The organism is Pseudomonas sp. NFR09 (assembly GCF_900111535.1).
Lineage (GTDB): Bacteria > Pseudomonadota > Gammaproteobacteria > Pseudomonadales > Pseudomonadaceae > Aquipseudomonas > Aquipseudomonas extremorientalis.
In genome coordinates, this window is record NZ_FOIH01000001.1 from 307,060 (window position 1) to 318,878 (window position 11,819).

9 protein-coding genes are annotated in these 11,819 nt (G+C 60.4%); 7 read left to right on the top strand and 2 right to left on the bottom strand.

Annotation, left to right across the window (positions count from 1 at the left end; all coding sequences use genetic code 11):
• Complete coding sequence (locus BMX59_RS01455; protein WP_093119445.1) at positions 1 to 2,109, bottom strand: molybdopterin oxidoreductase family protein; 2,109 nt, start codon at positions 2,107 to 2,109, stop codon at positions 1 to 3.
• Between the two features lie 435 nt (positions 2,110 to 2,544).
• On the opposite strand from BMX59_RS01455, the gene argF reads away from it, so the two are divergent.
• Both argF and BMX59_RS01470 read left to right on the top strand, forming a co-directional pair.
• Positions 2,545 to 3,465 (top strand): ornithine carbamoyltransferase, encoded by a 921-nt coding sequence (argF, locus tag BMX59_RS01465; RefSeq protein ID WP_092241052.1) that lies wholly within the window; start codon positions 2,545 to 2,547, stop codon positions 3,463 to 3,465.
• Complete coding sequence (locus BMX59_RS01470) at positions 3,462 to 4,568, top strand: ABC transporter ATP-binding protein (protein ID WP_071488711.1); 1,107 nt, start codon at positions 3,462 to 3,464, stop codon at positions 4,566 to 4,568. The genes argF and BMX59_RS01470 overlap by 4 nt, the downstream gene beginning before the upstream one ends.
• Positions 4,569 to 4,575: 7 nt before the next feature.
• On the opposite strand, the gene ybaK is transcribed toward BMX59_RS01470, so the two are convergent.
• On the bottom strand, positions 4,576 to 5,046 hold the full coding sequence (gene ybaK / locus BMX59_RS01475; protein ID WP_071488710.1) for a Cys-tRNA(Pro) deacylase: 471 nt from the start codon (positions 5,044 to 5,046) through the stop codon (positions 4,576 to 4,578).
• Between the two features lie 329 nt (positions 5,047 to 5,375).
• On the opposite strand from ybaK, the gene BMX59_RS01480 reads away from it, so the two are divergent.
• From BMX59_RS01480 to BMX59_RS01500, 5 genes are all read left to right on the top strand, one after another.
• A complete protein-coding gene (locus BMX59_RS01480) occupies positions 5,376 to 6,233 on the top strand; it encodes an MIP/aquaporin family protein (RefSeq protein WP_071488709.1) in 858 nt (285 codons plus the stop codon).
• A 78-nt stretch (positions 6,234 to 6,311) separates the two neighbouring features.
• Entirely contained in the window at positions 6,312 to 7,817 is a 1,506-nt protein-coding gene (gene glpK, locus BMX59_RS01485; protein ID WP_071488708.1) for a glycerol kinase GlpK, read from the top strand.
• A gap of 83 nt (positions 7,818 to 7,900) precedes the next feature.
• Entirely contained in the window at positions 7,901 to 8,656 is a 756-nt protein-coding gene (locus BMX59_RS01490; protein ID WP_034118315.1) for a DeoR/GlpR family transcriptional regulator, read from the top strand.
• Between the two features lie 269 nt (positions 8,657 to 8,925).
• On the top strand, positions 8,926 to 10,464 hold the full coding sequence (glpD, locus tag BMX59_RS01495) for a glycerol-3-phosphate dehydrogenase (protein ID WP_071488707.1): 1,539 nt from the start codon (positions 8,926 to 8,928) through the stop codon (positions 10,462 to 10,464).
• Between the two features lie 324 nt (positions 10,465 to 10,788).
• The gene (locus BMX59_RS01500; RefSeq protein ID WP_058423787.1) at positions 10,789 to 11,715 is read left to right on the top strand and encodes a glutamate/aspartate ABC transporter substrate-binding protein; all 927 of its coding nucleotides are present in this window, start codon (positions 10,789 to 10,791) and stop codon (positions 11,713 to 11,715) included.
• Positions 11,716 to 11,819 lie beyond the last annotated feature (104 nt).

Consider the following 11,819-nt stretch of genomic DNA (forward strand, 5'->3'; position numbering starts at 1 on the left):
TCAGGCGGCTGCTACCTGCACCGGAACGCCATTGAGTGCGGCATTGCCCGACAACTCATCCAACTGCCGCTCGTCGGTCAAATCGTTGGCGCTCGCCCCCGGCTGTCCGCTGGCGATTGTCATCTGCACGCCTGGACGGCCATGGCCCCAACCATGCGGAAGGCTGACTACGCCGGGCATCATGTCCAGGCTGGCCAGGACTTCCACTTCAATCATGCCGATGCGCGAACTCACGCGCACGCGCTGCCCATCGCTCAACTGCCGAGTGGCCAGATCATCCGGGTGCATGAGCAATTGATGACGTGGCTTGCCCTTCACCAGCCGATGGTAGTTGTGCATCCAGGAATTATTGCTGCGCACGTGACGGCGGCCGATCAACAGCAGTTCGTCAGCCGCCGGCACTGGCTGCGCGGCAAAACGCGCCAGGTCGGCAAGGATCACCCCCGGCGCCGCCTGTACCTTGCCATCAACGGTTTTCAAGCGTGCCGCAAGATTGGGCTGCAGCGGCCCCAAGTCCACACCATGAGGATGGTCCGCCAGCACGGCCACCGACAACTTGTGGCTGGACGCATCACCGTACACCCCGGCACGCAGCCCGAAGTCGATCATCTGCGCAGGCGGCATGGTCGGCTTGAGCGCCGCGCCCGTCTGTGCGGCAAAGGCCTTGGCCAGTCCGACAAAGATCTCCCAGTCATGCAGCGCGCCCGCAGGCTTGGGCAGGATTGCGCGATTAAAGCGGGTGACATTGCGCACCGCGAACATATTGAAGGTGGTGTCGTAGTGATCATTCTCCAGCGCCGACGTGGACGGCAGGATCAGGTCGGCATAGCGCGTGGTTTCGTTGATATAAAGGTCGATGCTGACCATGAACTCCAATCCGTCGAGGGCTTGCTCCAACTGCCGTCCGTTGGGCGTCGACAACACCGGGTTGCCCGCCACCGTTACCAACGCACGGATTTGTCCTTCCCCTTCGGTGAGCATTTCTTCGGCCAATGCTGACACCGGAAGCTCGCCGCCATACTCCGGGCGCCCGGAAACCCGGCTCTGCCAACGATTGAAATGCCCACCACCAGTCGATGCCACCAGATCCACCGCCGGCGTGGTGCACAGCGCCCCCCCCACGCGGTCCAGGTTGCCGGTCACCAGGTTGATCAGTTGCACCAGCCAATGGCACAGCGTGCCGAACGCCTGGGTCGATACCCCCATGCGTCCGTAACACACCGCCTTGTCGGCGGCAGCAAAGTCCCGCGCCAACTGGCGGATCTGTTCGGCAGGCACCGCACACTGACGGCTCATGGCCTCGGCGGTAAAGCCAGCGATGGCGCGACGAACCTCCTCAAGGCCTTCAACCGGCAAATGGCTGGTGCGGGTCAGGTTCTCGCTAAACAACGTGTTGAGCACTCCGAACAGCAATGCCGCATCACCACCCGGGCGCACGAACAGGTGCTGGTCGGCCATCGCCGCCGTCTCGCTGCGCCGTGGGTCGACCACCACCACTCTGCCACCCCTGGCCTGGATCGCCTTGAGGCGCTTCTCCACATCAGGCACGGTCATGATGCTGCCGTTGGACGCCAGTGGGTTGCCGCCCAGAATCAACATGAAGTCGGTGTGATCTATATCCGGGATTGGTAACAGCAGGCCATGGCCATACATGAGGTAGCTGGTGAGGTGATGGGGTAACTGGTCTACAGAGGTGGCGGAAAACCGATTGCGCGTCTTCAACTGGCCCAGGAAGTAATTGCTGTGGGTCATCAGTCCGTAGTTGTGCACGCTGGGATTGCCCTGATACACCGCCACTGCATTCTGCCCGTGCCGCGCCTGAATCCCTGAAAGCCGCTCGGCTACAAGCGCAAAGGCGTCTTCCCACGCAATCGGCTGCCATTCACGGCCCACCCGCAGCATCGGCTGGTGCAGGCGGTCGGGGTCATTCTGGATATCCTGCAGCGCCACAGCCTTGGGGCAGATATGCCCGCGACTGAATGTATCCAGCGGATCCCCTTTGATCGAGGTGATCGCCAGGCTGCCGTCGTCGGCCTGGGTGGTTTCCAGCGTCAGGCCACAGATGGCTTCACACAGATGGCAGGCACGGTGGTGGAGAGTCTTGGTCATGGCCAGTCTCTTTTATAGGGGCTTTGATCCCACTATGGGCCGGGAGCGGCAGGCGCGCCAGCAACGTTCGCCACGTGAATCGACCAGCATCAGGCCCGGCCATGAGCAAGCGTGAGCAAATGTTTCAAAACCCGCCCCATAGCCTCTGAAACCGACGCAGCCCGGTCTGCGCCCGCCTCCGCGCATTGCAAAAGGTCTCGGCGCCAGTGTACAAATGGCCCGCTGCTGTCTGGAATTCATCTTCAAAAGCGCTTCGGCGCCCTGCTTGAACACCCTTAAAAACCGTAGCCCTATTGGTAAGACGCGACATTTAATTATAAGATCGCGCCTTCCCCTATTTCGTCGCCCCGTGCGGCTTTCGCCGCAGGTCTCGCCCGTTGTCACAACAAACAAGGCTTTGAGTATCTGCGGTCTGTTGCAAAAAGGTAGTTAATGATGAGCGCAAGGCACTTTCTCTCCCTGATGGATTGCACGCCCGAAGAGCTGGTCAGCGTGATCCGTCGAGGCATTGAGCTTAAAGACCTGCGTAAGCGCGGCGTACTGTTCGAGCCTTTGAAAAACCGCGTGCTCGGCATGATCTTCGAGAAGTCGTCGACCCGCACCCGTGTGTCGTTCGAAGCCGGCATGATCCAACTCGGTGGCCAGGCTATCTTCCTGTCCTCGCGCGACACCCAACTGGGCCGTGGCGAGCCGATCGCCGACAGCGCGAAAGTGATGTCGAGCATGCTCGATGCCGTGATGATCCGTACCTTCGCCCACAGCACCGTGACCGAATTTTCCGCCAACTCCCGTGTACCGGTGATCAACGGCCTGTCCGATGACCTGCACCCGTGCCAACTGCTGGCCGACATGCAAACCTTCCTTGAACACCGTGGCTCGATCCAGGGCAAGACCGTGGCCTGGATCGGCGACGGCAACAACATGTGCAACAGCTATATAGAAGCGGCCATCCAATTCGACTTCCAACTGCGCGTGGCCTGCCCGGCAGGCTACGAGCCTGACGCGCGCTTCCTGGCACAAGCCGGCGACCGCGTGACCCTGGTCCGCGATCCGCGTGACGCGGTGATCGGCGCCCACCTGGTGAGCACCGACGTGTGGACCTCCATGGGCCAGGAAGACGAAACCGCCAAGCGCCTGGCCCTGTTCGCCCCGTATCAGGTGACCCGCGCCCTGCTCGACCTGGCCGCGCCCGATGTCCTGTTCATGCATTGCCTGCCGGCCCACCGTGGTGAAGAGATCAGCACCGACCTGCTCGACGACCCTCGCTCGGTCGCCTGGGACCAGGCTGAAAACCGCCTGCATGCACAAAAGGCCCTGCTCGAATTCCTCGTGCCACCGTCGTACCACCACGCATGAGCCATCCATTACTGCTGAACCTGCGCAACCTGGCATGCGGCTATCAAGATCAACGGGTGGTACAGAACCTCAACCTGCACCTCAATGCGGGCGACATCGGTTGCCTGCTGGGCTCCTCGGGCTGCGGCAAGACCACCACGCTACGAGCGATTGCCGGGTTTGAGCCGGTGCACGAAGGTGAAATCAGCCTGGCCGGCGAAGTGATCTCCAGTGCCGGCTTCACCTTGGCCCCTGAGAAACGTCGCATCGGCATGGTGTTCCAGGACTACGCGCTGTTTCCTCACCTGAGCGTGGCCGACAACATTGCCTTCGGTATTCGCAAGCACCCGCAAAAAGACCGGGTGGTTGCCGAGTTGCTGGAGCTGGTAAACCTGAAGAACCTGGGCAAGCGCTTCCCTCATGAGCTATCCGGCGGCCAGCAACAACGCGTCGCCCTCGCCCGTGCCCTGGCGCCAGAACCGGCCTTGCTGTTGCTGGATGAGCCTTTCTCCAACCTCGATGGCGAGTTGCGACGCAAGCTCAGCCACGAAGTGCGCGACATCCTCAAGGCTCGCGGCACCAGCGCGATCCTGGTGACCCATGACCAGGAAGAAGCCTTCGCCGTCAGCGACCAGGTCGGCGTGTTCAAAGAGGGCCGTCTCGAGCAGTGGGACACGCCCTACAACCTTTATCACGAACCGCAGACACCTTACGTCGCCAGCTTTATCGGCCAGGGTTACTTCATCCGTGGTCAATTGAGCTCGCCGGAATCGGTCAGCACCGAACTGGGTGAGCTGCGCGGCAACCGCGCCTACACCTGGCCTACCGGCGGTGCGGTGGATGTGTTGCTGCGCCCGGATGACATCGTCTACGCGCCGGACAGCGGGTTGAAAGCGCGGATCGTCGGCAAGACGTTCCTCGGCGCATCGACGCTGTACCGCCTGCAACTGCCGACCGGCGCGCAGTTGGAGTCGATTTTTCCGAGCCATGCCGATCATCAGGTCGGTGCGGATGTGGGAATTCGAGTGGCCGCCGAGCACCTGGTGTTGTTCCAGGCGTCCGGCAGCACGGCCGCACACCTCCCTCCAGTCGAATCCGGCGTACGGCGTTACAGCCCGGTATAAAGCCCCGTCATACCCGGCCAATTTCCGCGAACTTGGCCTGGGTATGCTCAGCCAGCACCGCCGCCGGCAGCTCAACCTCCAACCCGCGCCTCCCCGCGCTCACAAAAATCGTCGCGAACGGCTGCGCCGTCACATCGATAAACGTGCGCAGACGCTTTTTCTGACCCAGCGGGCTGATGCCGCCCAACAGATAGCCAGTGGAGCGTTGCGCGGCCGCCGGGTCGGCCATTTCGACTTTCTTGACGCCTGCCGCGTGCGCCAGGGCCTTCAGATCCAGACTTCCGACGACCGGCACCACTGCCACCAGTAATTCGCCCTTCTCGCTGCTGGCCAGCAAGGTCTTGAACACCTGCGCCGGGTCCAGGCCCAATTTTTCCGCGGCCTCCAGCCCATAGGACGCCGCCTTTGGGTCATGTTCGTAACTGTGGACTCGATGTTCGGCGCGAACTTTTTTCAACAGGTCCAATGCGGGCGTCATGGTATCTCCGAGGCATGGCAAACAGATGGCCAATTCTAGGCCAAGCCCACGTAAAACGCTCTAGTCCGCACACTCTTGTGCTACAAGCGCAATGTGACAAGCGTGATCATTCACCAGACCAATAGTTTGAAAGTGACTGACAGTTCACTTTCGACCTTTGACAGCCGTCATTCTTGTCTATATTTTTTCGTTTCCGAATACTGTAGGAATACACCCGCAGCGTTCAAAGCAGTAAGCCATGGTCGGGATGGGGATCCCTGCCACGGTGAAAATCGCGCAACAGCCCGTTGAGGTTGTGCGCCAGACAAGAACAACAACTGAGGTTTTCCATGACAACTGCTCTTCAACAGCCTTCACTTTCGAGCCAATGCATGGCCGAATTCCTGGGGACTGCGCTTTTGATCTTCTTCGGTACAGGATGTGTCGCTGCGCTCAAGGTCGCGGGTGCCAGCTTTGGCTTGTGGGAGATCAGTATCATCTGGGGGGTCGGCGTCAGCATGGCGATCTACCTGAGCGCCGGTATTTCCGGAGCCCACCTCAACCCGGCTGTCAGCATCGCGCTGTGCATTTTCGCCGACTTCGAAAAGCGCAAACTGCCCTTTTACATTCTCGCCCAGATCGCCGGCGCCTTCTGCTCGGCGGCCTTGGTATACACGCTCTACAGCAACCTGTTTTTCGATTACGAACAAACCCACCATATGGTGCGCGGCTCCCAGGCCAGCCTGGAATTGGCGTCGGTGTTCTCCACCTACCCCCATGCGCTGCTGAGCACCGCCCAGGCGTTCCTGGTGGAAATGGTCATCACCGCCATCCTGATGGGCGTGATCATGGCCCTCACCGATGACAACAACGGCCTGCCACGCGGACCGTTGGCGCCCCTGCTGATCGGCCTGCTGATCGCAGTGATCGGCAGCGCCATGGGCCCGTTGACCGGCTTTGCGATGAACCCGGCGCGGGATTTCGGGCCCAAGCTGATGACCTTTTTTGCGGGTTGGGGTGAAATGGCCTTCACTGGCGGCCGCGATATTCCTTACTTCCTCGTACCGATTTTCGCGCCGATTGTCGGCGCATGCCTCGGCGCCGCGGCCTATCGCGGGCTGATTGCCCGTCACCTGCCGAGCGCCGCACCTGCTATAGCTGAAGCAACACCTGACACGGCTGTCAACGGCAAGACCCGTATTTCCTGATAGCGCCAGCCTGAACGTACCTGCCCTTTTTACGGCCCAGGCTGATTACCGACTTTCTTATTTTCCAAGGCATTCGACATGACCGATATTCAGAATAAGAACTACATCATCGCCCTTGACCAAGGCACCACCAGTTCCCGGGCGATCATCTTCGATCGTGACGCCAACGTGGTCTGCACCGCCCAGCGCGAATTCGCCCAGCATTACCCGCAGGCGGGCTGGGTCGAACACGACCCGATGGAAATCTTCGCCACCCAGAGCGCCGTGATGGTCGAGGCCCTGGCTCAAGCGGGCCTGCACCACGACCAGGTCGCCGCCATCGGTATCACCAACCAGCGTGAAACCACCGTGGTGTGGGACAAAGTCACCGGTCGCCCGATCTACAACGCGATCGTCTGGCAGTGCCGCCGCAGCACCGAAATCTGCCAGCAGCTCAAGCGCGACGGCCACGAGCAATACATCGGCGACACCACCGGCCTGGTCACCGACCCGTACTTCTCCGGCACCAAGCTCAAGTGGATCCTCGACAACGTCGAAGGCAGCCGCGAGCGTGCGCGCAACGGCGAGCTGCTGTTCGGCACCGTCGACAGCTGGCTGATCTGGAAATTTACCGGCGGCAAGACCCACGTCACTGACTACACCAACGCTTCGCGCACCATGCTCTTCAACATCCACACCCTCGAGTGGGATGCGAAGATGCTGGAGATCCTCGACGTGCCGCGCGAAATGCTGCCGGAAGTGAAGTCCTCCTCGGAAATCTACGGCCGTACCAAAAGCGGCATCGCCATCGGCGGTATCGCCGGCGACCAACAGGCCGCCCTGTTCGGCCAGATGTGCGTCGAAGCCGGCCAGGCCAAAAACACCTACGGCACCGGCTGCTTCCTGCTGATGAACACCGGCGACAAAGCGGTGAAGTCCAAGCACGGCATGCTCACCACCATCGCCTGCGGTCCGCGTGGCGAAGTGGCCTACGCCTTGGAAGGTGCTGTATTCAACGGCGGCTCCACCGTGCAGTGGCTGCGTGATGAGCTGAAAATCATCAACGATGCCCACGACACCGAATACTTTGCCGGCAAGGTCAAGGACAGCAACGGCGTGTACCTGGTACCCGCGTTTACCGGCCTGGGCGCGCCCTACTGGGACCCGTATGCCCGTGGCGCACTGTTCGGCCTGACCCGTGGCGTACGCGTGGATCACATCATTCGTGCAGCGCTGGAGTCGATTGCCTACCAGACCCGCGACGTGCTCGACGCCATGCAACAGGACTCCGGCGAACGCCTCAAGGCCCTGCGTGTGGACGGCGGCGCGGTGGCCAACAACTTCCTGATGCAATTCCAGGCCGACATCCTCGGCACCCAGGTCGAGCGCCCACAAATGCGTGAAACCACCGCACTCGGCGCCGCCTACCTGGCCGGCCTGGCATGCGGTTTCTGGGGCAGCCTGGACGAGTTGCGCGGCAAGGCGGTGATCGAGCGCGAATTCGAACCGCAACTGGACGAAGCCGCCAAGGAAAAACTCTACGCCGGCTGGCAAAAAGCTGTCAGCCGCACCCGTGATTGGGAGCCGCACGAAGGCGCTGAATAAGCCAACGTCGGGTTGTAACTGGCAGGGAGCGGATTCCTGCGTCATCATGGGCCACTTTTGTATGGCAGCCCAAAGGACGCCCCATGAATCTGCCTCCCCGCCAACAACAAATCCTCGAACTGGTCCGCGAACGCGGCTATGTCAGTATCGAGGAAATGGCGCAGCTCTTCGTTGTTACCCCGCAAACCATCCGCCGCGATATCAACCAGCTGGCGGACGCCAATCTGCTGCGCCGCTACCACGGCGGCGCGGCCTATGACTCCAGCGTCGAAAACACCGCCTACGCCATGCGGGCCGACCAGATGCGCGACGAGAAACAGCGCATCGGCGAAGCCATCGCCGCGCAGATCCCCGATCACGCCTCGCTGTTCATCAATATCGGCACCACCACCGAATCCATCGCCCGTGCGCTGCTCAACCACAACCATCTGAAAATCATCACCAACAACCTCAACGTCGCCACCATGCTCAGTGCCAAGGACGACTTCGACGTGCTGCTGACCGGCGGCAATGTGCGGCGTGACGGGGGCGTGGTCGGTCAGGCGAGTGTCGATTTCATCAACCAGTTCAAGGTCGACTTTGCCTTGGTGGGCATCAGTGGTATCGATGAAGATGGCAGCTTGCTCGACTTTGACTATCAGGAAGTCCGGGTTTCCCAGGCGATCATCGCCAATGCGCGCCAGGTGATCCTGGCGGCGGACTCCAGCAAGTTCGGGCGCAATGCCATGATTCGCCTGGGGCCGATCAGTTTGGTGGACTGCCTAGTGACTGACCAGCAGCCGGTGCCGGCGTTGGTGCAGTTGCTCAATGACCACAAGGTTCGTCTGGAAGTGGTGTAGCGTCTGCACTGACGCCATCGGGGGCAAGCCCCCTCCCACAGGTTGATCACATTCCAATGTGGGAGGGGGCTTGCCCCCGATAGCTATTGACCTGACCACCCATTTCTCCAGCCAGCACTGGCTGATGTTCAAAAATCTTCCTTTCTCCGCCCTTCGATGAGTTTTTTCAATCGAACTCAGGTGGCTGCGCGCGCGTTTATCCGCTACCATTTTCGCAAATGAACATTAATGTTCGAATTCCAATACGAAAAAGATCGCGAGGCCAGCCGATGAACCCTTCTACCTTGCCTGCTCCACCGCTCGCCGAAGTCTATGACGTTGCCGTTATCGGTGGCGGAATCAATGGCGTCGGTATTGCAGCAGACGCAGCCGGTCGCGGTTTGTCGGTATTCCTTTGCGAAAAGGACGACCTGGCCAGCCACACCTCCTCCGCCAGCAGCAAGCTGATCCACGGCGGCCTGCGCTACCTCGAACATTACGAATTCCGCCTGGTGCGCGAAGCCCTGGCCGAACGTGAAGTGCTGCTGGCCAAGGCCCCGCACATCGTCAAGCAGATGCGCTTCGTGCTGCCGCACCGCCCGCACCTGCGTCCGGCGTGGATGATCCGCGCCGGCCTGTTTCTGTACGACCACTTGGGCAAGCGCGAAAAACTGGCCGGTTCGAAAAGCCTCAAGTTCGGCGCCGACAGCCCGCTGAAAAGCGAAATCACCCAAGGTTTCGAATACTCCGACTGCTGGGTCGATGACGCCCGCCTCGTGGTGCTCAACGCCATGGCCGCCCGCGAAAAAGGCGCACACATCCACACCCAGACCCGTTGCATCAGCGCCCACCGCAGCAATGGCATGTGGGAAATGAACATGGAGCGCGCCGACGGCAGCCTGTTTTCGATCCGCGCCCGGGCCCTGGTGAACGCTGCCGGCCCGTGGGTCGCCAAGTTCATCAAGGACGACCTGAAGCTGGATTCGCCCTACGGCATCCGCCTGATCCAGGGCAGCCACCTGATCGTGCCGAAACTGTATGAAGGCGCCCACGCGCATATCCTGCAGAACGAAGACCAGCGCATCGTCTTCACCATTCCGTACCTGAACCACCTGACCATCATCGGCACCACCGACCGCGAATACACCGGCGATCCGGCAAAAGTGGCGATCACCGAAGGTGAAACCGACTACATGCTGAAAGTGGTCAACGCGCACTTCAAGAAGCAACTGAGCCGCGATGACATCGTGCACACCTACTCCGGCGTACGCCCGCTGTGCAACGACGAATCGGACAACCCGTCGGCCATCACCCGTGACTACACCCTGGCACTGTCCGGTGGCACGGGCGAAGCGCCGATCCTGTCGGTGTTCGGCGGCAAGCTGACCACCTATCGCAAACTCGCTGAATCGGCGATGGCGCAACTGGCACCGTATTTCACCCAGATGCGCCCGAGCTGGACCGCTACCGCCAGCCTGCCGGGCGGTGAAAACATGACGACGCCAGAAGCCCTGGCCGAAGCGATTCGCAGCAAGTTCGACTGGATACCGAGCGAGATCGCCCGCCGTTGGTCCACCACCTACGGCAGCCGCACCTGGCGCCTGCTGGAAGGTGTGCAGTCGCTGGCCGATCTGGGCGACCACCTGGGTGGTGGCCTGTACACCCGCGAAGTCGATTACCTGTGCGCCGAAGAGTGGGCCACCCAGCCCCAGGACGTGCTGTGGCGCCGTACCAAGCTCGGCCTGTTCACCACCCCGGAAGAACAGGACAACGTGCAACGTTACCTGTCCAAGGTCGAGCAAACCCGTGCAAAGATTGAAGCGGCCTGATCAGGTCGCCCCGCGAAGCCCCTGCGCCGGAAGGCCCAGGGGCTTTTTTATGCAAGATAAATCCCACACGCCCTATTCGGTTTTCCGAACGCCATACCACAGCCTATTCGGATTGCCGGATCACGGTGTGACAAATTCCTCGAAGAAAAAATTTAATACCCTTATAAATCAAAGATATAACCTTTTATTCGAGGTATGGCACGACTCATGCTATACACTCCCTGACGATTGCCTGAGACGCCTCAGGAGCCGTCACGGGCATTCGCTGTACAAGAGAGCCGTCTAGCCGGCTTCATAAAAAAAACAAATGTCGAGGAAGTATTGATGCGCATCGTTCCCCATATCCTGGGCGCAGCTATCGCTGCTGCTCTGATCAGCACTCCAGTTTTCGCCGCCGAACTCACCGGCACACTGAAGAAAATCAACGACTCCGGCACCATCACCCTCGCTCACCGCGACAGCTCCATTCCGTTTTCCTACATCGCGGATGGCTCGGGCAAACCTGTGGGCTACTCCCACGACATTCAGCTGGCTATCGTTGAAGCCCTGAAAAAAGACCTGAACAAACCCGACCTGAAGGCCAAGTACAACCTGGTCACTTCGCAAACCCGTATTCCGCTGATCCAGAACGGCACCGCGGACCTCGAGTGCGGTTCCACCACCAACAACGCCGAACGCGCCCAACAAGTTGATTTCACCGTCAACATCTTCGAAATCGGCACCCGTCTGCTGGTCAAGAAAGACAAGGATGGCAAGCCGAGCTACGCCGACTTCGCCGACCTGAAAGGCAAGAACGTCGTGACCACCGCTGGCACCACGTCCGAGCGCATCATCAAGGCGATGAACGCCGACAAGCAGATGGGCATGAACGTCATCTCCGCCAAAGACCACGGCGAATCCTTCCAGATGCTGGAAAGCGGCCGCGCCGTAGCGTTCATGATGGACGACGCCCTGCTGGCCGGTGAAGAAGCCAAGGCCAAGAAGCCGGACGACTGGGTCATCACCGGTACTCCACAGTCCTTTGAGGCCTACGCCTGTATGGTTCGCAAAGGCGACCCGGACTTCAAGAAGGCTGTAGATGACGCCATCGTTGCCCTGTACAAATCCGGCGAAATCAACAAGATCTACAGCAAATGGTTCGAGAGCCCGATCCCACCAAAAGGCCTGAACCTGAACTTCCCGATGAGCGACAAGGTGAAGGAGCTGATCGCCAACCCAAGCGACAAACCAGCCCCTGACGTAAAAATCTGATACCTGACTAAGCTTATCTCCTGAGGGAGCCAACCTCCCTCAGGCGTCTGTTACTACCTGCTGGCTTTATTGTGGAACACTCGACCTGGCGGTTTTCGAGCCGA